The 25,504-nt window shown below is 42.0% G+C and carries 21 protein-coding genes and 3 pseudogenes; 8 read left to right on the plus strand and 16 right to left on the minus strand.

Annotation, left to right across the window (positions count from 1 at the left end):
- Positions 1-105, plus strand: a pseudogene (locus GBN19_RS10760) (IS5/IS1182 family transposase); the annotation flags it as partial.
- Positions 106-324: 219 nt separating this feature from the next.
- Here GBN19_RS10760 and GBN19_RS10765 read toward each other — a convergent pair.
- Together GBN19_RS10765 and GBN19_RS10770 are read right to left on the minus strand one after the other, a co-directional pair.
- Positions 325-1,800: an aldehyde dehydrogenase family protein gene (locus GBN19_RS10765; protein ID WP_151778135.1), complete on the minus strand. Its 1,476-nt coding sequence runs from the start codon at positions 1,798-1,800 to the stop codon at positions 325-327.
- Positions 1,801-1,969: 169 nt separating this feature from the next.
- Positions 1,970-4,180: a TonB-dependent siderophore receptor gene (locus tag GBN19_RS10770; protein WP_151778152.1), complete on the minus strand. Its 2,211-nt coding sequence runs from the start codon at positions 4,178-4,180 to the stop codon at positions 1,970-1,972.
- A gap of 459 nt (positions 4,181-4,639) precedes the next feature.
- On the opposite strand from GBN19_RS10770, the gene GBN19_RS10775 reads away from it, so the two are divergent.
- Positions 4,640-6,694: a TonB-dependent receptor plug domain-containing protein gene (locus tag GBN19_RS10775; protein WP_151778136.1), complete on the plus strand. Its 2,055-nt coding sequence runs from the start codon at positions 4,640-4,642 to the stop codon at positions 6,692-6,694.
- A gap of 49 nt (positions 6,695-6,743) precedes the next feature.
- On the opposite strand, the gene GBN19_RS10780 is transcribed toward GBN19_RS10775, so the two are convergent.
- The 3 genes from GBN19_RS10780 to GBN19_RS10790 are packed head-to-tail and all read right to left on the minus strand — an operon-like array spanning position 6,744 to position 10,409.
- Positions 6,744-8,213, minus strand: a complete 1,470-nt coding sequence (locus tag GBN19_RS10780) for a sulfite reductase subunit alpha (RefSeq protein WP_151778137.1) — start codon at positions 8,211-8,213, stop codon at positions 6,744-6,746.
- A gap of 12 nt (positions 8,214-8,225) precedes the next feature.
- The gene (locus GBN19_RS10785; RefSeq protein ID WP_151778138.1) at positions 8,226-8,819 is read right to left on the minus strand and encodes a PepSY-associated TM helix domain-containing protein; all 594 of its coding nucleotides are present in this window, start codon (positions 8,817-8,819) and stop codon (positions 8,226-8,228) included.
- 30 nt (positions 8,820-8,849) lie between these two features.
- Positions 8,850-10,409: a DUF2271 domain-containing protein gene (locus GBN19_RS10790; RefSeq protein WP_151778139.1), complete on the minus strand. Its 1,560-nt coding sequence runs from the start codon at positions 10,407-10,409 to the stop codon at positions 8,850-8,852.
- Between the two features lie 110 nt (positions 10,410-10,519).
- Here GBN19_RS10790 and GBN19_RS10795 point away from each other — a divergent pair, with 110 nt between their 5' ends.
- Entirely contained in the window at positions 10,520-11,419 is a 900-nt protein-coding gene (locus GBN19_RS10795) for a DUF4198 domain-containing protein (RefSeq protein WP_151778140.1), read from the plus strand.
- Position 11,420: 1 nt separating this feature from the next.
- Here the strand turns inward: GBN19_RS10795 and GBN19_RS10800 are convergent, their stop codons facing one another.
- Complete coding sequence (locus tag GBN19_RS10800; RefSeq protein ID WP_151778141.1) at positions 11,421-12,386, minus strand: S1C family serine protease; 966 nt, start codon at positions 12,384-12,386, stop codon at positions 11,421-11,423.
- Complete coding sequence (locus tag GBN19_RS10805) at positions 12,383-13,276, minus strand: LysR family transcriptional regulator (protein WP_151778142.1); 894 nt, start codon at positions 13,274-13,276, stop codon at positions 12,383-12,385. Before GBN19_RS10805 ends, GBN19_RS10800 begins: the two co-directional genes overlap by 4 nt.
- A 95-nt stretch (positions 13,277-13,371) precedes the next feature.
- On the opposite strand from GBN19_RS10805, the gene GBN19_RS10810 reads away from it, so the two are divergent.
- Together GBN19_RS10810 and GBN19_RS16365 are read left to right on the plus strand one after the other, a co-directional pair.
- Positions 13,372-14,124: a sulfite exporter TauE/SafE family protein gene (locus GBN19_RS10810; protein ID WP_151778143.1), complete on the plus strand. Its 753-nt coding sequence runs from the start codon at positions 13,372-13,374 to the stop codon at positions 14,122-14,124.
- Between the two features lie 4 nt (positions 14,125-14,128).
- Positions 14,129-14,296, plus strand: a pseudogene (locus tag GBN19_RS16365) (hypothetical protein); the annotation flags it as partial.
- A 40-nt stretch (positions 14,297-14,336) separates the two neighbouring features.
- Here GBN19_RS16365 and GBN19_RS10820 read toward each other — a convergent pair.
- The gene (locus GBN19_RS10820) at positions 14,337-15,074 is read right to left on the minus strand and encodes a type 1 glutamine amidotransferase (RefSeq protein ID WP_151778144.1); all 738 of its coding nucleotides are present in this window, start codon (positions 15,072-15,074) and stop codon (positions 14,337-14,339) included.
- A 286-nt stretch (positions 15,075-15,360) separates the two neighbouring features.
- Here GBN19_RS10820 and GBN19_RS10825 point away from each other — a divergent pair, with 286 nt between their 5' ends.
- Complete coding sequence (locus tag GBN19_RS10825; RefSeq protein ID WP_151709096.1) at positions 15,361-16,203, plus strand: universal stress protein; 843 nt, start codon at positions 15,361-15,363, stop codon at positions 16,201-16,203.
- A gap of 118 nt (positions 16,204-16,321) precedes the next feature.
- Here the strand turns inward: GBN19_RS10825 and GBN19_RS10830 are convergent, their stop codons facing one another.
- From GBN19_RS10830 to mutS, 4 genes are all read right to left on the minus strand, one after another.
- On the minus strand, positions 16,322-16,987 hold the full coding sequence (locus GBN19_RS10830) for an O-methyltransferase (protein WP_151778145.1): 666 nt from the start codon (positions 16,985-16,987) through the stop codon (positions 16,322-16,324).
- A 117-nt stretch (positions 16,988-17,104) separates the two neighbouring features.
- Entirely contained in the window at positions 17,105-17,827 is a 723-nt protein-coding gene (locus GBN19_RS10835; protein WP_151778146.1) for a D-Ala-D-Ala carboxypeptidase family metallohydrolase, read from the minus strand.
- A gap of 128 nt (positions 17,828-17,955) precedes the next feature.
- Positions 17,956-18,279, minus strand: a complete 324-nt coding sequence (gene fdxA, locus GBN19_RS10840) for a ferredoxin FdxA (protein ID WP_151778147.1) — start codon at positions 18,277-18,279, stop codon at positions 17,956-17,958.
- A 168-nt stretch (positions 18,280-18,447) separates the two neighbouring features.
- Positions 18,448-21,045: a DNA mismatch repair protein MutS gene (gene mutS, locus GBN19_RS10845; RefSeq protein WP_151778153.1), complete on the minus strand. Its 2,598-nt coding sequence runs from the start codon at positions 21,043-21,045 to the stop codon at positions 18,448-18,450.
- 280 nt (positions 21,046-21,325) lie between these two features.
- On the opposite strand from mutS, the gene GBN19_RS10850 reads away from it, so the two are divergent.
- Positions 21,326-22,519, plus strand: a complete 1,194-nt coding sequence (locus GBN19_RS10850) for a tyrosine-type recombinase/integrase (protein ID WP_151778148.1) — start codon at positions 21,326-21,328, stop codon at positions 22,517-22,519.
- A 13-nt stretch (positions 22,520-22,532) separates the two neighbouring features.
- On the opposite strand, the gene tnpC is transcribed toward GBN19_RS10850, so the two are convergent.
- From tnpC to GBN19_RS10870, 4 genes are all read right to left on the minus strand, one after another.
- Positions 22,533-24,152, minus strand: a complete 1,620-nt coding sequence (gene tnpC / locus GBN19_RS10855; RefSeq protein ID WP_151778149.1) for an IS66 family transposase — start codon at positions 24,150-24,152, stop codon at positions 22,533-22,535.
- 75 nt (positions 24,153-24,227) lie between these two features.
- The gene (gene tnpB / locus GBN19_RS10860) at positions 24,228-24,563 is read right to left on the minus strand and encodes an IS66 family insertion sequence element accessory protein TnpB (protein WP_171494475.1); all 336 of its coding nucleotides are present in this window, start codon (positions 24,561-24,563) and stop codon (positions 24,228-24,230) included.
- The gene (locus tag GBN19_RS10865; protein ID WP_151778151.1) at positions 24,560-24,946 is read right to left on the minus strand and encodes a transposase; all 387 of its coding nucleotides are present in this window, start codon (positions 24,944-24,946) and stop codon (positions 24,560-24,562) included. The genes tnpB and GBN19_RS10865 overlap by 4 nt, the downstream gene beginning before the upstream one ends.
- Positions 24,947-24,989: 43 nt before the next feature.
- The gene (locus GBN19_RS10870; protein ID WP_151711112.1) at positions 24,990-25,307 is read right to left on the minus strand and encodes a GmrSD restriction endonuclease domain-containing protein; all 318 of its coding nucleotides are present in this window, start codon (positions 25,305-25,307) and stop codon (positions 24,990-24,992) included.
- Positions 25,308-25,378: 71 nt separating this feature from the next.
- Between GBN19_RS10870 and GBN19_RS10875 the strand changes: the two are divergent.
- Positions 25,379-25,504: pseudogene (locus tag GBN19_RS10875) on the plus strand (IS3 family transposase); the annotation flags it as partial.

A 25,504-nucleotide genomic window follows, 5' to 3' on the forward strand; every position in this document is an offset into this window, starting at 1 on the left:
AGTGCGAGAAACTTTCAAAGCCAAGTCAATGAGATTCATGCACGAGTGGCAGTATTAAATAGATTTACCGATTTAGGCAGACCTCACACCCGAGTTGTCACTTAAATTTGAGTAGATATGGGAAATCATAGTTTTTAAATCTTTGTGCAACAAAGCCCGTCCAGACTGAAAAGCATGCTCACTTTGTGCAGTTGGCAAATGTATCGTCAACTTAAAGATATCGAGCAAATATACGCAAGCTCAAAAATTATTTTAATTTAGATTCAGTATCTTAGGAAATTTAACACCCCTGATAGATTGAATCAGGGGATTGTCCATTTTAGATTATGAGTTATACCATCCCCAAGGCTGATCACTGTCATAACTGGTGATTTGCTTGATTTCTAAATAATTTTCTAATCCCCAGATTCCAAGCTCACGTCCAATACCACTTTGCTTATAACCACCCCAAGGTGCTTCAGTAAACGTTGGTTGTGAACAGTTAATCCAAATGATCCCAGCACGTAATTTACCTGCAACACGCTGACAACGAGCCATGTCCTTTGACATGACTGCACCAGCTAAACCAAAAATAGATTGATTCGCCAGTTGAATCGCCTCTTGTTCAGTTTCAAAAGCACGAATCGCAACGACAGGACCAAAAATTTCATCTGTCCATAAAGGATGTTCTACTGGGACATCCATAAAAATCGTAGGTTCAACATAATAACCTTGTGCAAGATGTGCAGGGCGTTTCCCTCCACTCATCAGCGTTACTCCATCCTGTTTTCCTTGTTGAATGGCATTCATGACCTGTTGATATTGCTTGGCATTGACCAAAGGTCCAAGTTTGACATCGGCTTCCAAACCTTGACCAATTTTGATTTTCTGTGCAGCTTCAGCCAGTCGTTTGAGAAGCTCTGGATAGATGGCTTGCTCGACCAAGACTCTAGACGTTGCTGAACAGACCTGCCCTTGGTTCCAGAAAATACCAAACATAATCCATTCCACCGCAGCATCAAGATCACTGTCAGCGAAAATAATAAATGCAGATTTACCGCCGAGTTCAAGACTCAAGTTTTTGACACTATGTGCAGCTGACTGCATGATCTGCTTACCGATAGGTACACTGCCTGTAAAAGCCACTTTGTCGATTTCTGGATGTGCCGTCAAATACGGCCCAATTTCACTACCAATACCTGTGACAATATTCAACACCCCTGCTGGCAAACCGACTTTTTCTGCGATTCGTCCTAATTCCATGGCAGTCAGTGAGGTCGCTTCAGCAGGTTTTAAAATGAGCGTACAGCCTGCAGCCAATGCAGGTGCAACTTTCCAAGCCGCCATCAACAGTGGATAGTTCCATGGAATAATCGCACATGCCACGCCTACCGCTTCCTTACACACCACACTACTAAAGCGCTCATCGGAAAGTGGAATCTGTTCATCTTGATTTTCAGCAAGTTGTTCGGCAAGATCGGCATAAAAATCGAAGCAACCTGCCGCATCCTGAATATCCCAAACTGCTTCAGGTAAAGGTTTACCGTTGTCCCGAACTTCAATTTCAGCTAACTGATCTAATTGCTGACGAATTTCCTGCGCAATCGCACGCAAATAAACTGCACGTTGTTTTGGCTGCTGTGACCAGTCAGTCTGGTCAAATGCCTGCCGCGCTGCTTGTACAGCCAGTTCAGCATCTTCAACGGAAGCCGCAGCCACTTGGGCTATTTCTTGTTCATTACTCGGATCAATGCTGCTAAACGTTCGCCCATTTTTGGGTGTAAGCCATTGACCATTGATATATAACTGATTGTATGACATCACTATCCTGTAACTTTAACTTTAACTTAAATAAATTGAATTCTTTAGAGTGTAACAGGATTCTCAATGCAATTTTTAGTCCAAGCAAGACATTCAGTAACCCACAATAAAAAACTGCCTGAGCAGTTAGCCCAAGCAGTTTGTAAATACAGCCATCTAAATTTTCTAGTTAGAAGTTCACTGTCCATGACAACTGAGCTGTTCGTGGCGCACCAAGGAACAAATAGTCATCTCCTAAGAAACTGCCTGCATCACGCCAGTATTTTTTATTGAACAAGTTGTCGATGTTAAAGCGAAGCGTATTGTCATAGCCATAAGCACGGAAGTTATAGGCTGTGCCTGCATCAAACACAGTATAACTTGGGACTTTCACCGTGCCAGACTTATTCGCATATTTACTGCTGCTGTACTGCATGCCTGCCAATAAGCGAAGTCCTTCTACTTGTGGAACTTGATAGGACAAATGGCTCGCAAAACGCAGGGTTGGCACGTTCTGGGTTTGATGACCCTGATATTCAGCCGTTTGTGTACCTGTTAAACGTGAACGGGTTAAAGCCAATGTCGATGTCATATCGAGGTTTTGAGTCAGTCGACCTTGTAAACCAAGCTCCAAACCAAGATTATGCTGTTCACCTTCGGTGAGAAAATAATTGTCTGAATTGTTATATTGATTGTCCTGTTTTAAATCAAAGATTGCTGCTGTAAAAAGGAGTGCTTGCCATTGTTGCTTAATCCCCAACTCATACTGAGTCGAATGCACAGGTGCTAAAGTCTCGTAGGCATTACCTTCGATACCTTTAGCAGAATTACCAGTAGCATACCAAGGGGCTTGCCCACCATCACTTAAACCTTTGACATAAGAAACATATACATGGGTATGTTCCCAAGGCTGGTACATCAAGGCCAGTTGCGGCAAGAAACGATTAAAATGGGTATCTCGGATGTTATTACCATCTGCATCATATGCGTTTTCATTCAGATGCAATAACTTACCACCGACTAAAACCGACCATGCATCATTAAAATCAATTTGGTCGAGCAAGTTTAATGCTGTTTGCTGACTATCTAACGATTTGTAATGATTTCCCAATGTTTTTTCACTAGGTGTATAAGTCACAGGATCACTATAAATATTCCCTGTAGATTCAGGTGTATCTGTGACAAGTACATTAATTGCATCATATTGTGCGTGGCGCTTATAAGTTTGCGACAATTCTACGCTGACATTGTGCTGCCATGTTCCCGTATTGAACTGACCATTCAAACCTGCTTTAAATTGATTGGTTATATAAGTGTCATTTGGGTTGCGGTAGTCATAAATGTCATAGTTCCCGTTTTGGTCAAAGGTATTTCCTAAACCTGAATATTGACAAATACTGCTATAGCATCCCCACGGAAATGACGAATAATCATCGACCACTGCCCGACTTTGTGAAGCAATCAGATTGGCTGTCCAGTTATCATTGATTTTATAGCGATATTTGAGACTGGTATTTAAACTTTCATCGGTCACTGGTTTACTCCAGCTTTGATAACCGAGTAAACGACTTGAACTCACACCACTTGGTACAGTCGTGCCATCGAGCAATTGATAACCTGGTACAGAACGCTGACGCTGACGCTGCGATTCAATATCAAATTCAAGTTTTGAACGATCTGAAATTTTCCAGTCCAAAGCCAAAGAGCCAAACAAACGCTGACCATTAGCATGTTCAACATAAGGGTGCATTTCTTCTTTGGCAATATTGACCCGATAACCAAACTGCTGATCTTCACCCAGAAAACCACCGAAGTCAGTTGCCACACGATTGCTACCATGACTGTCAGCTTCAACAGTGACAGAATGAATCTCTTTCGGGCGCTTGGTAACATAGTTCACCACACCACCTGGTGTCGACATGCCGCTTTGAATCGCACTAATGCCTTTTAAAATTTCGACTTGTTCTTTATTTTCGAGTGCAACATTTTGCTGACCACGAATCAAATTACCATTCAGCAAATAGCTTGATCCAAGGTTTAAAGCAAAACCACGCATTACAAAGTTGGGATAGTAACCAATCGCTGCATAGCCATCGCCAACTGCGGCATCATTTTTTACCACATCAGTTAACGTTTTAGCATGCTGATCTGCAATACGCTCTGCCGTCACCGTACTAATTGACGCTGGAATTGCAGCAATATTTTTCTGGGTAAAACCAGATAAGTTGACTTGAGGTTGATAGTAAGCCGTGTGTTGTGCTTCGGCTTTGATCGTAATTGTCGCCAACTGTTGAGTATCATCTTCTGCATGTGCCAATATTGGGGTGAATAACCCTAAAGATGAGCATGAACTTACTGCCAGTAACGCTTGTTGTAAACGTGAAAATGGATATCGATTCACCATTATTGCCTAACCCCAGAAGATAATCTTACAGCCTAAATTTTCGGGCTTGAGTATTCACAATTTTTTCAGTCAGAACAAGAGATTCCACTATAGATCTTTGGTTTTTTATTCCTTATTCCGATAAAAGGTCATTTTCCGGTTAGCCCATTTTTATGTAATATCGCTGATTACAATATAGATTGACAGAATTTATTGAATACACTGATTTTTCTATCAAAATAATTAACCCTAAAATCGCAACTTCATCATCCGATTTTCGCTAAAATATATTTTTATAATGAATTGATTAATATTATATTATTGGATTTATAACATGATAAGCTAAAGTTGAATTTTCACATAAATCAAAATTAATCGATGAGATAAAGTTCTACAATTAAAGTAAATATTCTCATTGTCTTCATAATTATCAATTAATATACGCACGTCATAAAATTATCATACATGGATTTACACATGGCAAAGCACTTTTGCACCTACCGAAAAATACCTCCTGTCAGTTTTTTGCTTTTATCTTTATGCGCGATGCAAAGTTGGGCGGAAGATGCGCCTCAAAATAAAACATCAGAGGATGTCACCACACTAAAAACCATTCAAGTGAGTGCAAGTGCAAAAAAAGCCATCGATAAAGATTTGAGTGCGATTCCAAAAACCATCATTACCCGCGAAGAAATGCTCAAATATGGCGATCAGTCAGTCACCGATGCACTACGTCGCGCCGCAGGTTTTCAGATTCCAAGTTCAGGGCAAGGCCCACGAGGCAATGGTGCTGCATCAGGCATGCGTTTTCGTGGTGGTAGCGCACCTGTATTCTTGATCAATGGCGAACCTGTACAGGGTGGACCACGTGGTGGCATGTCAATTGTCGATACCATTACCACTGATATGATTGAACGCATTGAAGTGGTCAAACAACCCAGTGTGGCACAAGGCTCGGTTGCTTCTTCTGCCGTGATCAATATCATTTTGAAAGAGCCGTTAGATACCTTACTGAATGGTAATCTCCGTGTGGGATATGGAGATATTGCAGTCAGTGATCAGCAAGAAAGTCGTCGTCAAGTCAGTCTGCAAGCCGATGGTAAAGATCAGGCATGGACATATAGTTTATCTGCCAATCAGATGTGGATTGATACTACCTCAACCAGTACCACCACCAATAGTCAGGGCACACGCGAACAAACCGTAGATACTGATCGCACCATGCGCATGTTTGCACCACGTGTAGAATACAGTTTGGACGATGAACAAAAATTGGTGGCTGAAGTTTTTTATCGTGACACCAAAAGCAAGAATGTCAGCAGCAGCCAATATCAAAATGATGACAATGATAGCGTTCGCCTAAACACACGTTATGAACGTAAAACTGATAATGGTTCAGATAAACTGCGTCTTTCTGCTGAACATCAAAATGAAACGCAACTCACCACATCAAATCATCGTGAAACCTATACCGATGAAACGATTAATGAATATGGTTTCGCTTATGATGGTGTTCGAAAATTTGATGATCATAAAGAGTTAAAATTTGGTTTTGATACACGCACCAGCAGCCTTGAAAGTAACCTGACTGATACGCTCGATGAAGATCGTTATGCATTATATGCTGAAGGCAGTTTACGCATGACTGAACGTCAAACCATCACGTTGGGTGCACGCCAAGAATGGATTCAGCGTAGCGGCTTGGTGGATTATCAAGACCATAATCTCAGCCCAGTTTTAGCACACCGCTTTGAATTTGATGATCATTGGTCTTTGCAAAGTAACCTCAGCAAGTCGGTACGTAACCCACGTGCGGAAAGCCTTGTACCAACCGTCACCATTTCCAATGACAGCGATGCAGGCTCTCTCAACAACCCTGACAAAGGGGGAAATCCTGACTTACGCCCAGAAAAAATCTCGGCGTTTGAATCAACACTGGAATATAACGCCCCGAATGGTGGTGTGTCTTTGACGGGTTATTACCGCAATATTAAAGACTATATTGAAAATGTGATTGCACTCGAGGGTTCACGCTACGTGCAACGTCCAGAGAACCAAGATAAGGCTGTCACTTATGGTGTTGAATTGACTGGACGATATGCCCTAAAAGAAACAGGATCTGGACATTCATTCATGCTGAATGCCCAACTTTCTACCGTACATGCAACGGTAGATGATGGTACACAGGAACGCCTTGCCAGTGATGTTGCACCTTATACAGCAAGCTCAGGTATTTCATATAACTACAAACCAATGCATGTTTCGACCAGTTTCAACTTAAGTTATACCCCGAAATTCACCCGTGGATTGGCTAGCCAGCTGTATGACCGCACTACCAATGCCCGTGTTGGTCTAGATTTTAGTACCACCAAAACCTTTAATCATGGTTGGGGCTTAACCTTTAGCGCACGCAACTTATTGGGTACACGCTATAAAGAATATTTAACCAATCAATCCGATGGCAGCATGTATGAAACACGGATGACCAAATCTATTCCAAGTTACTTATTAACTTTAGAGAAAAAGTTCTAAGAACAAAAAACCGATGCCTAAGCATCGGTTTTTTATTTTATGGGATGCGCTAATACACATCTCGCTGATAACGCTGTTGTTGACGCAGTTCATCAACCGTATCACTGCCCAAAATTTCACACAATGCCTGTTCAACCGCTTGTCCCATGCCTTGCAAACTGCCACAGACATAAATCGCTGCGCCCGCCTGAACCCAGTCTTTTAAACGCTGTGCTTGTTGATATAGTCGATCTTGGACATAAATTTTTTCAGCCTGATCGCGTGAAAAAGCATAATCAACATGGGTCAAACTTCCCTGTTGTTGCCACAGTTCAATTTGCTCACGATATAGATGATCATACTGCTGTTGACGTTCACCAAAAATCAACCAGTTTTGCCCCTGTTTCTGCTGAACACGTTGCTGCAAATGACTGATTAACCCCGCAATCCCCGTACCATTTCCGATCAGAATCAATGCTTGTGAGGTTGATGGCAAGTGAAAATGTGGATTGCTACGAATACGTGCCTGTACCATTTCACCTAGCTGTACTCGTTGTGTGAGCCAGCCTGAACCCAAGCCTAAACCTTCAGGTGTATGCTGCTGACGAATCACCAGTTCCACATAACCTTGCTCGGGAATACTGGCAATCGAATAATCACGTGTCGGTAAATGTTGAAACCGTTTCAACCATGCATTAAAGGTTTCTTGTGACAAGCGTACAGGCACATCACGCAAGTTTTTATAACGCAATTGCTGCGATAATTTCTCAGTAATGCCCTGCTGATGTTGCTGTAGAAATGCTTGAATATTCTGAGCAGAATTTTCACATTGCACTTCTAAAATATCGCCTGACAGCCATGAGATATTTGGAGCAGTTTGTAACTGTAACTGATAAATTTCTGCTCCTGATGAACCTTTATTCAAACAAGTACGTTGCTTGACGACAAAGCTTGCATAAACATCATCCTCAGAAAAATCAATTTCACGATCAATGAGTTGCTGCAAATTTTTCTGCCATACATCAAGGTCAGATTGTGCAAAATGATCGACACATAGCAAATCAAAGTAGGCTTGCGCCCCTTGCTGCTGTACCCAGCTTGCAACGGTTTGCCCGAACTGACAAAAATGTGAATAGCGCCGATCACCAAAAGCTAAAACTGCATAAGACTGTTGACTTAAATCCAGTGTTTGTTGAAACAGACGTTTTACAGCCAGACGCGCACTATCAGGTGCATCCCCATCGCCATAGGTACTCACCATCCAGAACACTTGCTGTGCCTGTTGTAACTGTATAGACGTTAAATCCTGAATATTCACCAATGCATTGAGTTGATCAATCTGTTGTAATTGCAGCGCAGTCTGTTTGGCATAAGCTTCTACATGCCCAGACTGACTGGCATAAATCACTAAAAAGCCTGATCGGGTCAGATTTAGCTTTGCCTGACGACGTGAACGACCCCATAAATAGGCTATCCAGAACACATGCAACAACAACAAACTGATTAATGTTGCAAAAATGATGAGTACAGCAGGAGTCATTTTGAACTCACCTTATAACGCAAAGTAAAGCAATCCGATTAATGCCGACAGGCTAATTGCAGTTAATACCAAATGTGACAACAAACGTGTCTTTAAGGTTAAAAATAAAATATAACCCGCAATCGACAGCCCTAAAATTAAGATCGCACTGATATCAATCAATAATTTCCATGTTTGAGGGACATTCTTGCCACGGTGTAAGTCATCAAGCGTCGACACAACTGACGCAGGTTTTTGTGAAATCTCAACTTTACCTGTATCAAGCATGACATCAATATCGGTCGATCCCGCAGGGCTTTCTAGACGAATCATCATTTCCGTGTCATCTAGACGTTCACTACTTTGAAAATGTCCAATCAGATGCTGCTGCTGACGAATCACCGCTAAAATTTCGGTACTTGGGTTTTCCTGATGACGAACTTTACTCAAAACCGAGGCAGGTAAAGTCATACTGGTGGTATTTTCTTGCTCAGAAGGCTGAAACCAGTTGGGGTTATTGAGAAACAGTCCTGTTAAAGCAAAGAAAATCAGAACAATAAAAGCAAAAGCAGACAACCAGCCATGCACATAACGTGCATGGCGGTAAAAATCTCGGCGTTGATACACAGAATAATCTCGAAGGTATTGCCAAAAAACTTAGTTAAAACGTTGGAAGTTGAGTTTTACTGCACCAACTTCGGCTTGAGCTGGCAGGCTTTGTGAACTTGCTTTCGGTTTCACTTCAAAGTTCATACTTTGATACGAATGACCGCCATGCTCACGCGTGGTTTCAATATGCATAATATAATTGCCAGCAGCGACCAGCTTGCCATGATCATCTTTACCGTCCCAAGCCAGTTTATACTGACCTGGTTGACGAGAAGGTTTAGCCACAGCATCTAAATTTGGCATTTGACGACCATAACGTCGCCACCAGACATAGTTCGAGTTGATCCATTTTTGATCTTTCCCCCAGACCGCAAGGGTGCGCACCAATTTTTTATCACTATCTGTAATCCAAACCGATACATAAGGCACACGATAGTTCTCGACATTCAAACGAGGAATGGTCAGATCAATCACCGCTTGATAACCCGCAGGCCATGAACTTGCAGCATTCCCTGCAATTGGTTGTAAATGTACATCTTCAGGCATCGCAACCAAGCTGTTCCAGCCAGACGTTTGTTGGGTTTGTCCATTGCTTAACACCACTTTGGCATCATAACCAGCCAACTGCTCGACCAGTTTTAAACCTTCATTTGCAGGCATAGCGGCTAAAGCTGTTGCCAGTGCATCTGCATCGGCTGCGCACTTTCCGACCACGACACAATGTTCAACCTGTTGTGCAGGCTGACCAGTTTTGGGATTGAGTAAATGAGTTTGTCCTGATAAATCACGGTAACCCTGACCACTAAATGCAATCGCTTGCTGATTCAGCTTCAAGGTTTGTTGTGGTGCAGCATTGTCATAATGCTCTGTGCCTTGTACCCCAATGTGCCATGCATTACCTTGTGGTGCTTGTCCCCAAACGCGGATATCACCACCAATGTCAATCATCAAGCCTTGCATTTCAGGAACTTGCTGACGTGCTGCTGCTAGAGCACGGTCAATGATATAACCTTTGGCATAAGCATCAGGGGCAATCTTGATATTCCCTTCAATCTGAATGGTTTGCTGCTGTGGATCAAGTTGAATTTTTGCTGATTGTAATTGAGAAACAAGCGCTTGGCGTTGCTGCTCAGTTTCCACTGGCTTCACATGTTGACTGTTTTCCCAAAGACTTAACAACTGCCCCAAACGTGCATCAAATGCACCGCAGGTTTGGCTACGCCAGTTTTCACAGGCTGCGACCACTTCAAAAAGTTCAGCAGATGCCTGAATCTTTTTGGTTTGATTCAATTGGCCAATTTCAGTCTGATCTTTCCATGTTGACAAGATGGCATCTAAACGACTGATTTCATTTTGAATACTATTCAGAGCCAGTTGTGCTTGTTGAGCATTGGTACCTGTCACAACAACATCTAAAGACGTACCAAGCACATGATCTTGATGGAAACGGTGTGAGCTGTGCTGAATCTGTTGTGAATTTGGAGAAGACTGAATCTGCTGCGCCTGTAATGTTCCTAATGAACTCATCAAAGCCATCGCAATCATCAAAGGTCTTAAACGAAAACGCTGTAGATGAAGCGATAAAATCTTTCTAGATGCAGCGGACATTGTGATTCTCCAGAATAAAGTATGAAAATAGTATTGAAAATGATACTTTTTATCAAGTAGATTATACGCGATTATTCAGATTGTTTCTTTTTGTGATTGGAGTTCCCCCTATGCCAAACTGGTTCAAAATCGCCCTCGTTGCTGCCTTGCCTGTACTCAGCCATGCCCATACCATCAGCCCATTCATTTTGCCTGAGTCTTTTGATGTCACAACACCAAGTGTCAGTTTCCAAAGTGCGATTACCATCGAAAAATTTTTCGTGGCAGGGAATAATTTCAAAACCAATTATGTGGTGACTCAACCCGATGGTCAAAGTCAAGTGCTTAGCCCTGCAGCAACTTTGAAGCGTTTCAGCGTGGCTGAATTTGATCTGCCGAAAGAAGGCACATATCGCGTTATGACCCAAGATGCTTTGGGCAACAGTCCGAAATATGCACTGATTGATGGTCGTTGGTTACGTGTACGCCCTGCATTTTTAGGTCAACCGAAAGCGCCTGAAGGCGATAAAAAACCTGAACAGGCCAATGCCAACCGCCCTGCGGGTCAAGAAGGCAATAAAATGCCGCCACGCATGATTCAAGAAGATCAGGTTCCAGCCAATGCCCAAACTTTCTCAGTCACGAGCCATTTTGTAGCTGAAACTTATGTGACCAAAGGCAAGCCTTCTGCAATTCCTGCACCAAGCAACAAAGGTTTTGAGTTCAAACTAACCACTCATCCAAGTGAGCTGTATGCAGGCGAGTCATTAAAAGGTCAGGTATTATTTAATGGTAAACCTGTTTCAAATTTAAATATGGAAGTTTTCAAAGGTGCAGGTGCATATGATCGCAATGCTGAGCGTGAAGAAACCCAAGCCAAAACCAATAACAAAGGTGAAGTGGAAATCAAATTTGAAAAGCCAGGTTTGTATTTAATTACAACAACTTATCCAGAAGCCAATGCAGACAACAGCAAAAAACCTGCGGCTGAAACTTGGACTTATGGTTTAACCGTTGAAGTGACTGAATAATTTAGTCTACGGGCTGTTCACTCAACATTATGCTGACATTGATTTGATGTTGCTGACGTAAAATCAGCAACTCAACCTGTTGCTTTGACATAGTGCTGTACAGCCAGTTTTTAATTTGGGATTCACTGGTTACAGTTTGATGATTGCATTTCAAAAAAATATCACCAACCTGTAAACCTGATTTTTCTGCGGGAGAATCAGGTGCTATCGCGCTAATACTGACCTGCTGAGTCAATGGATCTGTCTGGAATGCAGCACCTAAATAGGCATGACTGATGCGACCCTGTTGTTTGAGCTGTGCCGCAATCTGTAAAGCAGGTTGAATCGGTATCGCAAAACTCACTCCTATCGCCCCTTGTGCGCTGTACATACTTTGAGTATTGATGCCAATCACTTGCCCCTGTAGGTTGATTAATGGCCCGCCTGAATAACCCACATTCAGCAATAAATTGCTTTGCAATAACGGAAAACTGAACTCCCCTACTCCATCTCTCTGTGGCGCACTGATTATGCCTGTGGTCATAGACTGTTCTAAACCAAGTGGATTACCAATTGTTGCCACTGCTTGCCCAACTTTTACAGATGGGCTCTTGGCAACACGCAGCGGTTGTACCGTCATATTAACTTTGAGTACTGCTAGATCACTCAGACGATCTTGCCCAACCAGTTGCGCAATCTGTTGCTGCTTGGAATTTAAACGAATCAGAATTTGGCTGGCATTGGCAATCACATGCGCATTGGTGAGAATATAACCGTCTTGATCAATAAAAAAACCACTGCCATAACTGCTTGTTGCTGTATTGAATTGTGTTTGCTGATTTGCAGGGATATTCGGCTGATGCAAAGCATAAATACTCACGACACTCGGAGAGGCTTGCTGATAAATTTTTGCCCAGTCAGGTTGGCGAGCCGCTACATGAGATGAAGCACATAAAACCACGCACGCGAAATAAATGTTTAATTTCATAAGCCTTGAGCACCACACAACATTTCAACATAAGCCATGAGTAATGGACTCGCCTGTCGATGCAGTGCAATCACCACTTGTGCCTGAGCTGCTGCATCGGTTAACGGCACATAATGCACACCCTCAAATGCTGGGTCAATCATTGACTCTGCCACAATGCTTACTCCAACGGCTTGCTGCACCAAAGCCAGTTGCATACGTTTACGCGAACGTAACGCGGCAGGTTTTGGGTTAAAGCCTGCTGCCACACATAAACTCCGCAAGACATAACTCATGCCACCACGTTCAGGATGTGGCACAGAAACAAACTGTTCATGTTTCAAATCTACAACCTGTAAGGTCTGCTGCTGTGCAAGTGGATGGGCTTTAGGCAGCGCTGCATATAAGCGTTCTTGCTGATATTCAAACAATTCCAATTCAGCATAATCATGCGTCAGTACGGGCAAACGCAAAACGCCGACATCAAGCTGCCGATTCTTTAATAATTCAATCTGTTGTTCAGAAGAATGTTGGGTAAATTCGATGCTCAGTTGATGACTCGAAGCAAACTGCTGACTTGCTGCAATAAAGCGTTCAGATAAACCGATACTACTGGAATGTGCCACACGAAAATAAGCATGCTTACCCTGACTCAGTTCCAGTGCCTGCTGTGTGGTTTGCTGCAAACTGTGTAGAAGCTGACAGCTTTTTTTATAAAAATATGCCCCTGCAACCGTGAGCTGAATCTGGCGTTGTTCCCGATTAAAAATCTTAAATCCTAGCTCTTCTTCTAAGAGTATGATCTGCCGACTCAAAGCCGATTGGGCAATAAACAACTGCTCTGCGGCTAAATGATAACTTCCCGTTTCCACAATTTTTTTTAGATATTGCAGTTGCTTCATACTTGGCATACTGATCTCATTTTTAGATTAATCATAATAAATCTTGAATTAGATTCGATCATTGTAGTGGCTTATGCTGTTTTAAAACAGATTGGATGTTGAATATGGAACTTATTCTGACAGATTGGCATTGGGCATATCTTCCCATTATTTTCTTTGCTTATATTATTTTTGGGCTTTCTGGTTTTGGCACAACCTTAATTGCTGCACCTTGGCTGAGCCTATATTTGCCATTGAATCACATTATTCCCATCATTGTAATTTTAGATGCCATCGCTTCTTTTAAAAATTGGTATCAATCGCAACAGCATGTGCAATATCTCCAAGTTAAGCGCTTATTTCCATTTATGTTGGTTGGCGCAACGATTGGCATTTGTTTACTGACGTATGGTCAACCCAAATTTTTACTCTTGTGCATGGCGATCTTCTGTATCGCATATAGCGTATATCAACTTCTTAAAAAAACTGCACCAATTCAAAGTAATTCGCCATATCTTGCGACAGTCACTGGTTTTTTTGGTGGATTATTTGGTGCGCTGTTTGGCAGTGGAGGTTTCTTATACGCGCTGTTTTTACAACGAAATCTTGATCAAAAAATTCAGATCCAATCCACGCAAAGTGTTCTAATTTCACTGAGTACCAGCGTTCGCTTGATCTTATGTCTAATTTTAGGTTTATATTCCTTCAGTTTATTGCTTTTAGTCATATTGCTCACACCAAGTATGCTACTTGGTACATACATTGGTCGAAAAATGATGAATAAGATGAGCCTGACGCATTTCAACCAACTGATCTATATTTTAGTTTTATGCTCAGGCATCAGTTTATTGTTCCGCTTTGCAACCAGTGCAGGTTAATTTCATGAAATTACAATCCATCTCCCCCGCCCAACACTATCAACAACTTTTAAATAACCAGAAAATCCGTGCAGATGCTCAGCAGCAACACGTGGTTTTAGCACTTGATCAACTTTGGCAACAGTTACAACGACCCGCTCAACCCACAGGTTTCTGGCGCTTCTTTCAAAAAGCAGGAACACCACCACAAGGGCTGTATATTTGGGGAGGTGTCAGGCATGGCTCAAGACATATTCAATCGCCTGTTCCAATAATAGATTTCCTTCGATATAAGTATGCTCAGGGACTGCCAATGTTTCAGCAGGTGCTTGAACATACTGCCCGTGATACTGGGCAACTTCATCACTCAACTTTTCAAATAGCATATTTAAGGTTTTTGCCGTCATTTCTGGATGACACTGAAAACCAATCGCTTGTTGCTTATATTGATAAATCTGATGTGGGCAAGCGGTATTGCCTGCCAATAATATTGCTCCTTGTGGTAGCTCAAAGGTTTCCGAATGCCACTCTAGAACCTGCACTTGCTCAGGAATCTGCCAAACTGTTTGAGTATCCAGATCTGCAACTTTATAAATCTTGTGCCAACCGCGCTCCTTCTCAGGATTTTTATGAATCTCTGAACCTAGTGCTTTAGCAATCAGCTGCCCACCTAAACATAGTCCAATCGCAGGCTTTCCTGTTGCCAAATATTGCTGAATCCATTCAATTTCTTTAGTAAGCCACGGATAAACCTCATGATCATTCACACTCATTACACCGCCCATAATCATGAGTAAATCCACATCTTCAATTGCAGGTAGCACTTCTAGCGCTAATTCAGTTTGAGGCGGTAAATCAAAAAATGTAGTTGCTGTAATTTCGGCTTGTCGTTGTTGAAAATAGCTTAAGCAACTGCCAAAACCCTCACCTTCAATATGTTGAAAATAATGTACACGTAATGCTTTGCTCATAAAAAAACCTTTATTTTTTCATTAAAAGAATTATATTTTCCTTAGAATACACCTAAATTAAGATGACAGCTATCATAATCTGTCATGTTTATCAAAAAAAATGCTATAACAGATATTTCTTGTTTATCATCTTCTTATGCAAGTTGCTGTTTTCTTCAGCATTTAATCAGTAACTTGACCTTTTAAAATACGAAATTAACCGATCCTGACCTTGCAGCATCAACAACTTGTGCTACATTAAAAACAACAATTAGACCTAAGAGTGCAAACTCCAAGAGAGGCTAGAATGAAACGTGTGATTGCTTGTATTGATTCCTCACCCTGTATTAATGCCATTGCAGATGCGGCGGCATGGGTTGCGAAGCAGACACATCGAGAGCTGGTGCTATTACAAGTTTTGGACTATTACCCTGCCAGTTATCATTTAGGGGAAATTAGTGGCGTGATTGGCTTTGAAAGTAACGCCATGCTACTCAAAGAACTTGCCGAATTAGAACAAAAACAAAGCGAACTTGCGATCAACTATAGTAACAACTTGCTGGCGCATATTTCTAAAATGGTCAAGGAAAAGCATGAGATTGATGTCACCATCATCCAAGAAAAAGGCGACTTTCTTGAGCAAAGCTTTAATGTACTCAGAGAAGATGATATTGCAATTTTAGGTCGAGTGGGTGAACGTGCTGCTGAAAAAAATAAAGTCATTGGCAGTAACGTTGAAAACTTTATTCGAGGAGCAAAATGTACGGTCATGACCATTGGTGATCATTTTAAAGCACCCACTCGTTTTATTTTCGCCTATGAATACTCACCAACCTGCCTAAAAATGATGCGCCGCATTGCAGAAAGTGACTTACTACGTCAACTCCAATGCCATTTACTCTATGTTGGTGATCATCCTGATGTATTGACTGAACCCGCTGAATTTTTAAAATCACAAGGGCTAGATGTTGTCGTCGAAGCCCGTTATGGCGATGTTGCAGAAAGCATTATGGAATATCAACGCCAACACGGCATTCAACTGGTCTTACTCGGGGCATTTAGCCACAGCAAAATTCATCAATTTTTCTTGGGTAGTATTACCACGACCATTTTCCGAAATTTAAATGTACCGATGATTGTCGCAAAATAATTGGGGAAAGTTGTCCATAGTTATCCGCATAATCTGTGGATAACTCTATGGACAGAACATCTAAGTTATTTATTATTATCAATAAAAAGCAATTGGTGATTTTTTGTTACATCTGCCATTATTTGACAATTGCGATGGCAAAACCGTCATGACCTTTGCTGCCAACTGTTTGCAATGCCGTGCAAGACAATAAACGTGGATGATCTTGAAGTGCAACAAATGTTTCACGAATTCCCTCAATACTTGGCTTGTGATTGTCAGGGTTAATAATATCGCCTGCACGAATCACATTGTCGAGTACAATCACCGTACCTGAATGTGAGAACTGTAAACTCAATTCTAAATATTCAGGATAGCTTTGCTTGTCAGCATCAATAAAAATAAAATCAAACGGTTCGGTACTGTCTGGCAATGCACGAAGCACATCCGCTGCACGCCCGACTTTTAATTCAATTTGAACAGGATAATTGGCTTGATCAATATTGCTTTGAGCCATTGCTGCATGGGTATCACGCCCTTCGATTGTGAGTAAATAGCCATCTTCAGGCAATGCTCGTGCTAACCATGCCGTGCTATATGCAGCAAACGTTCCTAACTCTAAAACTCGTTTGCAATGATTCATCTGAATCAGCATTTGCAGCAGCATACCTTGATTGGGTGCAACTGCCAGATGATTTGAAAACCCATGTTCAATGGTATTCTCAACGATTGTTTGCAGTTTTGGATCTTCAGAAATTAAATGTGACTCGATATATTCATCTAACGCTGTCCACATTTGTTGCATGATTGGCTCACCTTATTTACGATCAAGCCATTGTATACATTTATATCCCGAGTTCAATTTTTCATAAAAAAAAGAGACCAAAATGATCTCTTTGCACGATCCCATCGTACTTGAATTTTACAGGCTACACATCGAAGAACCGCGACTTAAGTTAGGCCCCCAAGTACGGTAACCTTGCGTATCGATATGGATTTGACCCGAAGCATATAAACCCAAGCCCATATTTAAGCTTTGTCCATACTGTGTCCAAAATTGGCATAACTTAAACTTGGTATCTGCAATAAATGCCAAATCTTCAGGCTGTGGATACTGTGGACCAATTCTGAAATCAATGGCTGAGTTAAATAAATGACGTGAAGAATTGGCGCCACCTGCACACTGATTGGTTGGCAAATCACGATAGACCGAGGTCACTTCAAAATCAGTGAGCACTTTAGTCGCAACCAAATACTTAAATACACGTAAAGTTGCGACCTGATTATGCCAAAGTTCGCGATTTGGCACAGCATACTCAGAACTGCCACATTTTTGCCAGTCACGCGCACTACGCAATAACTCAAAAGCAGGCACAATATTACCGACATTATTTTGATCTAAAAAACGCTCGTATTCATAAGCACGCTGGCGATTTTCCCCTTGAGAAAGCCAAAGGTTATAAGATGCAGGGACAATTTTGGGAGGTACAGGGCGCTCAGTCTTGACCTGTTCTTCTGGGATGTGAATACGCTTACCCATTTGCGAATAATTGTAGCCTGTCTGTTGCGTTGTGGTGGTACAACTCACCAAAAAAAACGAAACCACACCTGTGGCAAACAGGTGTTTTGATACAGATTTAATCATTGAAAATAAAACAAAGGAGCGGGATTGTGGCTATTGTACTGCAATCCCGACTTGCAAAATTGGATTTTTTTAAACGAAATGTGAATGTTTGGTATAAAAAAAGATCAGCATTTGCTGATCTTCCAAACTTACTTTTCTAAGTATTGTAGTTTGTCTGTCTTACCGTTCCACTCTTCGCGATCTGCGGGTTGATCCCCGATTTGTGTAATGTTTGGCCATTTTTGCGCAAGTTCAGCATTGAGTTCGATGAACACTTCCTGACCTTCTGGCAATTCATCTTCCGAGAAAATTGCATTGGCTGGACATTCTGGTTCACACAATGCACAGTCGATACATTCGTCTGGATTAATAACGAGAAAATTTGGACCTTCATAGAAGCAGTCTACTGGGCATACTTCAACGCAGTCTTGATATTTACATTTAATACAGTTTTCAGTGACAACAAAGGTCATGGCGACAGCTACCTAAAAAATATGGTTTCGTTCAATTGCACTATTGTAGGCAAAAAACCAAGCAACAAACAATTCCTTTTATTGATATTAATTATATAAAAGGCTGTTAATTTGAAATAAAACTGATTGATTCTCATTCACAACCAGTTTTACTCTATTTTAACTTATTTATTTCACTGATTTTTTAGCTAATGCTTTTAATTCATACAGTTGCTCAAGTGCCTGACGTGGCGTCAGATCATCAACATCGAGCTTTTGCAGGTAGTCTAATGCAGGTGAAGCAACCACAACTTCAACTGTTTTTTCAACAATTGCAATCTCGGGTTCAATCTGCATAAACAGGTCATTTTGAACAGAAGCCTGCAAATGCTGCTGTTGCTGTTTTTCCAAAATCTTCAGACGTTTTTGCGCATCCTTGATCACCCCGACTGGAATTCCTGCAAGTTTTGCCACTTGCAAACCATGACTCTGACTGGCTGGACCCTGCTGCACTTTATGCAGCAAAATGAGCTGACCATTCAGTTCTTTTGCCGTGACATGGTAGTTGTCAATCCCTGATTCTTGAGCCAGTTCGGTCAGTTCAAAATAATGCGTGGCAAATAAGCATAGACATTTCACACGCTTGGTCAAATCAAGTACACATGCCCATGCCAGTGACAAACCATCATAGGTACTGGTTCCACGCCCAACTTCATCCATAAGCACCAAGGACTGATGTGTTGCATGATGCAGAATTTGTGAAGTTTCAGTCATTTCCACCATAAAGGTCGATTTTCCTGTCGACAGGTCATCCGCAGAGCCAATACGGGTAAAGATACGATCAATCGGCCCAAGTTGTGCAGCCTGCGCAGGCACAAAACTACCGCAATATGCGAGCAGGCTAATCAGGGCTGTCTGACGCATAAAGGTCGACTTCCCCCCCATGTTTGGCCCTGTAATAATGGCCATACGATGCTGTACATCCAAGAACGTATCGTTAGGTGTATATGGTGCTTTATTGAGTGCTTCTACCACAGGATGGCGACCTGCGCTAATCTTAATGCCAATTTCAGGACTAAAGCTCGGACGTGCCCATGTATATAAGCGCGCTTGCTCGGCAAAGTTACTCAAGACATCGACTTGTGCAATGGCTGCACTCATCATCTGCAAATTGGCAATGTTTTGACGTAAGGTTTCCAGTAAAGCTTCAAACAGCATTTTTTCACGAGCCAACGCGCGTGATTCACTCGACAACACCTTATCTTCAAAACCTTTCAGTTCAGGCGTGATATAGCGTTCTGCATTTTTTAAGGTCTGACGGCGAATATAATCCGCAGGGGCTTGCTCCGCTTGGGCACGCGTCAGCTCGATGTAATAGCCACTCACACGGTTATAACCAATTTTGAGTGTATTAATCCCTGTACGTTCACGTTCTTTAATTTCTAAATCAATCAGGAATTGTCCTGCATGATCACGAATTTGACGAAGTTCATCCAGTTCAGTATCGTAGCCTTCTGCAATGACATTTCCGTCACGTAGCAATACAGGTGGATGTTCAACAATTGCCGCCATAAGCTCTTGATGGAGTGCTTTAAAATCACCAAGCTGTTGATCTAACTCAGTTAAAAGTACTGATTTTTGTGACTGAATCACAGGCTGTAAGGCATGACGTAACAGTGGAATCTGTGCACAGGCATGACGTAACTGCACTAAATCACGCGGACGCGCACTGCCTAGCGCCACACGACTTAATACGCGTTCAATATCACCAATTTCTTTCAGCACCAAACGTACAGGCGTTTCATGATAGCCCTGCAACAACTGCTCAATCGCATCTAAACGTTGATCAAGCAGTACAGTATCGCGAATGGGTTGCATTAAAGTACGGCTGAGCAAGCGTCCACCCATTGCGGTCTGACAATGGTTAATCAGTTGAAATAAAGATGTGCCATGTTCAAATAACGGCTCAATAATTTCCAAGTTACGACGTGTCACTGGGTCAAGCGCAATAAAGTCACTCGACTGTTCCAGTTGAATCGAACGGATATGCGGTAATGCCGTTTTTTGAGTTTCTTTGGCGTAGTGAATTAATGCTGCCGCAGCCGCTTTCGCCAAGGGTAAATGATCAATCCCAAAGCCTGACAAGGTTGCCACTGCAAACTGGTCGCACAAGGTTTTTTGGGCATTGTTTAAATTGAAGTCGACATTTGGGCGTTTGGTCACTGGACAATCGAGTTGTCTTTTGATGACTTCTAAAATGTTTTGATCAACCAGATCTTCGTCGATCACGATTTCACTTGGCATTAAACGCGCCAAATCAATCGGTAACTGTTCAGCCGTGTAGGTTTGTTGTTGAACTTTAAAAATACTGGCACTTAAATCCAGTAAAGCAATCCCGATCTGATTTTGCTGAATGCATAAGGCAACCAAATTTGAGGACTGATAGCTTCCAAGTAAGGCATCATCCGTCAAGGTACCAGGTGTTAGAATACGAACCACTTTACGTTCAACAGGACCTTTACCTGTCACCTCACCGACCTGTTCACAGATCGCAACCGTTTCACCTGCCTTAACCAAACGAGCCAAGTAGCCTTCCGCCGCATGGTATGGCACACCTGCCATTGGAATCGGTTCACCATTGGTTTTGCCACGATGAGTTAAGGTAATTCCAAGTAATTTTGCAGCTTTACGGGCATCGTTAAAAAATAATTCGTAGAAGTCCCCCATGCGGTAAAACACCAAAGCATGTTGATGCGCCATTTTGACTTTTAGGTATTGCTGCATCATTGGGGTATGGGAGGAAAGATCAACCTCGATAAAATCACTATTTACCACAATAAATTCCTTTAAAAACAATATTTAAATTCGAGATTGTCATTTATTAAAAATCCTATTGTTTCCGATGCAACCCTATTCAAACTGACTAAATCCAACAAATAAGTATACCTTTTAGTGTACCTTGATTTGCATTAAAATAGATTCATGAGTGTGTGGGAGAATCTTCAATGCTTTCACAAAAGGTAATTCTATCAAATAAAAGTGTATTAATGAAAAAGGCTATTTCAATATGAACCAAGATACAGTGAAAGACAAAGTTGCTCTATCAGCCATAGCCATAGGAAAAATGAAAGTCGGCGATGCAGATAAAAGTGACATTGGAGAAAATTCTGGTCTACGTGTTACCTGTGGTAAAACTGGACTCAAAAGTTTCATTTATCGATATCGCAGCCCAATCAATAATGCACTCAAAAAAATCACACTTGGGCACTATCCCCATATGTCATTAGCTAAAGCTAGGGCTGAATTACAGCGCCTTAAAGAACTCAGAGCATCTGGCATCTGCCCTGCAACACAGCATAAAGAAAAGAAGGCTTTATATAAGCAAGAACAATCCAAAGCGCTACCTCAAGAAGCGATATTTACTGTAAAAGACGTGATTGATTGCTATCTAACAGAAGTTATTGAGGATCGTACTATTACAGATCAAAAAACTGGAAAAACCAAAACTCAAAAAGGTGTTCGAGCAGTAAAAGGACAAATTGAAACTCGCAGAACCTTATATAGTGATGCAGTAAAAACTTTAGGGGATTTACCTGCTGATCAGATTACTCGTAAGGATGTCATCAACTTAATTAAAAGTATTACTGATCGCGGTGCAAAAGTTCAAGCAGGTCGAGTATTGTCTGAGCTATCTTTAGCGTATGAGTACTGTATTGGGCTGGATTATTTTAATGACAGTTTTGCAAATCCCGCTTTATTGGCTAAAGCAAGTTTGAAGCAAGCAAGGCTTAAACTAACTTCCAATAAGCGTAGTCGTTTTCTCAGCGATAAAGAGTTAGTTGATGTTTTAAACTGGATACCGCAGTCGGGTTTTTCAAAACATCATAAAAGCATTTTGTTGATTACACTTTGGACTGGATGCCGTACAGGAGAAATTTGTGCAGCAGAATGGAAAGATTTCGATCTAAATCATGCAACATGGCATTTAAAAGATACTAAGAATGGAAGTGGTAGATATGTGCAGCTCTCCAAGCAATGTCTAGATCATCTTAAATATCTACCAGATATCGGAAGTGAATTTTTATTCCCATCTTTTCGGACAGGCAAGCCTATCGCTCAAAAAACACTTACTGAAGCAAAATGGCTGCTAAGAGATGGCAATCATATTGGTAGAGTAGAATTTAGACCTGAACAATTATGGTTAGAACATATGGCAGACTGGAATCCACATGATTTAAGAAGAACTGTAAGCATCCAGTGAAACCCGCTTGAACTCAAGCAGGCTTCCAGTTATGTGGCAGTAGCGCTTCAATATCTTTCATTTTATGTGTCGGTAGCCTTTTCAGCACATCACTTAAATAAGCATACGGATCTAAGCCATTCAGCTTGGCTGACTGGATTAAAGTCATGATGTTCGCTGCCCGTTGGCCACTACGCAGTGATCCTGCAAACAACCAATTCTTTCTGCCTAAAGCCCATGGGCGCATTTGATTTTCCACCCAATTATTACAAATAGGCAAATTCCCATCATCTAAATAGCGGCTTAAGGCAGACCAGCGTTTTAGACTGTAATTGATGGCTTTCGCTGCAGGCGAACTCTTGGGTACTTTATCCTGATGCTCTTCCAGCCAGGCATACAGTTGTCGCATGATCGGTTGACTGTCCTGTTGCCTTCGCTGGTGGCGTTGTTCGGCACTACAGTTTGGTAACTCTCTTAATTCCGCTTCAATTTGGTAAAGCTGTTGAATCAATTGCAGGGCTTGTTCGGCAATGAAACTTTTCTTCGTCACATACAGTTCGTGAAATTTACGACGCGCATGCGCCATGCAACCCACTTCGATGACCTGACCTGTTTTAAAGCGTGCCTTATAACCACTGTAATCATCACAGACCAAATGACCTTGCCAGCCTGTCAGGAAATCTTCAGCATGTTGACCTGATCGACTCGGCTGGAAGTCATAAATAACCGCCTGAATGGGATTGTATTGTGTGGTGGCATAGGCCCAGACATAACCTTTCTTCGGTTTTTTCTCATCATCACCTAGCTGCATGATGGTGACCGGTGTTTCGTCCGCATGAATCACCTGTTGCTGCAATATGATCTGTTTTAAGGCTTCTGCCAATGGCTCCAGCTCAACCCCGCAGCGACCTATCCAGTCCGATAATGTGGATCTAGACAGATCAACACCTGCGCGCAGAAAGATCTGGCGTTGGCGATACAGGGGTAAATGATCCGCATACTTGGATACCAGTACATGGCTGAGCAGTTCAGGACTTGCAATGCCTTTATCAATCACATAAGCAGGCATCGCTTGCTGAGTCAGGGTGTCACACTGATCACAGACCCATTTACCACGCACATGTTGTTCTTTATAAAATTGTGCCGGTCTGAAATTCAGTTTTTCACTGATATCCTCACCGATACGACGCAAGGTGCAACCACAAGCACATTGGGTTGATTCAGGTTCATGTTCAATACGAATGCTGGCTAGATGATCCGGTAGCGGTCGACGCTTAGGTTTGTTGACTGTGGCTTTCTGCGCGGATGCATCGGTTTTATCCGCATTTAGCCGTTCCAGTTCCAGATCAACGGCTGCGATATCTTCTTCAACGGCTTCATCCCACAGATGGATTTGTTTTGCTGTGAGATGTTCATTCTTCTGAGCGAATTTGTGCCGTTTAAACAGCGCCAGTTCATGCTCGTATTTTTGGTTGAGAATGGAAAGATGTTGAACTTTAGAATCTAAATGCTGATTGGTGACTTCAAGATGTTGAACTCTGGCATCTAATTGCTGATTTGATTGTGCCAGAGACTGATGCTGCATCGCCAACTGTCTGGTAAATTCTAGCAATTGTTCATGGCTCAGTTGGGTTAAATCAGGCAATGTATTCATGACCGCAGTATGCCTGGAGGTCATGACAAGAATGAAATAGAACATTCGGAGAATAGCAGAATGCACACGTCTGGTTTAGAGCAGAGTGACCACCTGTTGTTGTCCAATGCGCTGCCAGGGCAAGCCCTGAATCAATGCCTGTAACTGTTCTGCACTGATGCTCATCGTTTCACCCTGATGAATCTTCGCCCAGTGGAACTTTCCTTGTTCCAATCGCCGGGAACACAGCCAAATCCCCAGCCCATCATGCAGCAACACTTTCATACGATGGCCACGTTTATTACAGAACAGGTAGGCACAATGCGGTTTGATCGAGCCAAAGGTTTTCATGATCTGGGCCATGGCCGTATCTATACCCGCACGCATATCCATGGGTTGGGTAGCGAGCCAGATTTCATCAATGCGGATCATGTCGCCAGTGCCTTGAGTAATTCTGCCAAAGCGGACATTTCTGATACCTGCCATTTCAACCCGATCTCTATGTTCGAATCAGGCAAAGTAATGTGAACAGGTAGCATTGCTATAGTGGATGGATTGAACGCTGCAGGGTAAGGCAATGCAATAAATGTGGGCTTGGGTGGTGCCGAGTTGTCCAGAGCTTGTTCGCCATCCAGAAGGCGAATCCATTTACATACGAGATTTGCATTCAGTCCATGCTGCAAGGCGACTGAGGCGATGGATGTGTTGGGTACTCTACAGGCTTGAACAATACTATTTTTAAATTCAGTACTGTATGTTCTTCGCTTTCTAGGAGCAGATGCAGATATTGTTGATGCATGGGTAATTGTGGTCATGAATTAAGTCCCCACTTAAAAATAAGTGGGGACTAACATAAGGCTAATTCGATAGATTGGTAAGGAGCTGCTTTACCGGATGCTTACTTTGCTCTTCCCACCATGTCCCATCAATCTCAAGCAGTTGAATCATTCTAAATAGTTTAAGTGTATCGATTTTTTTATCAGCGATAGAGGATTTAAAATGTTCTTGTTTAGCATTAGGTTGAAAATTACTTAAGCGTGAATTTTTACTATGGCTAATTAAACAAAGGTTCCCAAAGCTGTTTAAAGAATTTTTTGATAGAGCAGTATGACCTTCTATAGGATGTTGCGGATAAAAATGTTCAACAGAACTTCGGAATTGATGTGGGTCTAGGATTTTAGACCATGCCTATAAGTGATAATCTACTCCCCAATAAGCATGGGAAATGCTTGTTTTTGGAGTCAACCATGACACGAAGAAAACGTCGTAATCATTCAGCAGAGTTTAAAGTTAAAGTTGCTCTCGCAGCAATTAAAGGCGACCACACACTCGCTGAACTTTCTACTCAATTCGATTTACATCAAAACCAAATC

The sequence above is a fragment of the Acinetobacter brisouii genome (assembly GCF_008993995.1).
Lineage (GTDB): Bacteria > Pseudomonadota > Gammaproteobacteria > Pseudomonadales > Moraxellaceae > Acinetobacter > Acinetobacter brisouii_A.

Bases quoted from the DNA above. Each gene is read 5' to 3' on its own strand.
- GBN19_RS10765 (WP_151778135.1), bottom strand. From the start codon at position 1,800: ATGTCATACAATCAGTTATATATCAATGGTCAATGGCTTACACCCAAA.
- tnpB (WP_171494475.1), bottom strand. From the start codon at position 24,563: ATGATCCGCATTGATGAAATCTGGCTCGCTACCCAACCCATGGATATG.
- GBN19_RS10830 (WP_151778145.1), bottom strand. From the start codon at position 16,987: ATGCAACAAATGTGGACAGCGTTAGATGAATATATCGAGTCACATTTA.
- GBN19_RS10775 (WP_151778136.1), top strand. From the start codon at position 4,640: ATGGCAAAGCACTTTTGCACCTACCGAAAAATACCTCCTGTCAGTTTT.
- GBN19_RS10865 (WP_151778151.1), bottom strand. From the start codon at position 24,946: ATGACCACAATTACCCATGCATCAACAATATCTGCATCTGCTCCTAGA.
- mutS (WP_151778153.1), bottom strand. From the start codon at position 21,045: ATGATGCAGCAATACCTAAAAGTCAAAATGGCGCATCAACATGCTTTG.
- fdxA (WP_151778147.1), bottom strand. From the start codon at position 18,279: ATGACCTTTGTTGTCACTGAAAACTGTATTAAATGTAAATATCAAGAC.
- GBN19_RS10790 (WP_151778139.1), bottom strand. From the start codon at position 10,409: ATGTCCGCTGCATCTAGAAAGATTTTATCGCTTCATCTACAGCGTTTT.
- GBN19_RS10850 (WP_151778148.1), top strand. From the start codon at position 21,326: ATGAACCAAGATACAGTGAAAGACAAAGTTGCTCTATCAGCCATAGCC.
- GBN19_RS10780 (WP_151778137.1), bottom strand. From the start codon at position 8,213: ATGACTCCTGCTGTACTCATCATTTTTGCAACATTAATCAGTTTGTTG.
- GBN19_RS10795 (WP_151778140.1), top strand. From the start codon at position 10,520: ATGCCAAACTGGTTCAAAATCGCCCTCGTTGCTGCCTTGCCTGTACTC.
- GBN19_RS10800 (WP_151778141.1), bottom strand. From the start codon at position 12,386: ATGAAATTAAACATTTATTTCGCGTGCGTGGTTTTATGTGCTTCATCT.
- tnpC (WP_151778149.1), bottom strand. From the start codon at position 24,152: ATGAATACATTGCCTGATTTAACCCAACTGAGCCATGAACAATTGCTA.
- GBN19_RS10835 (WP_151778146.1), bottom strand. From the start codon at position 17,827: ATGATTAAATCTGTATCAAAACACCTGTTTGCCACAGGTGTGGTTTCG.
- GBN19_RS10825 (WP_151709096.1), top strand. From the start codon at position 15,361: ATGAAACGTGTGATTGCTTGTATTGATTCCTCACCCTGTATTAATGCC.
- GBN19_RS10810 (WP_151778143.1), top strand. From the start codon at position 13,372: ATGGAACTTATTCTGACAGATTGGCATTGGGCATATCTTCCCATTATT.
- GBN19_RS10805 (WP_151778142.1), bottom strand. From the start codon at position 13,276: ATGCCAAGTATGAAGCAACTGCAATATCTAAAAAAAATTGTGGAAACG.
- GBN19_RS10820 (WP_151778144.1), bottom strand. From the start codon at position 15,074: ATGAGCAAAGCATTACGTGTACATTATTTTCAACATATTGAAGGTGAG.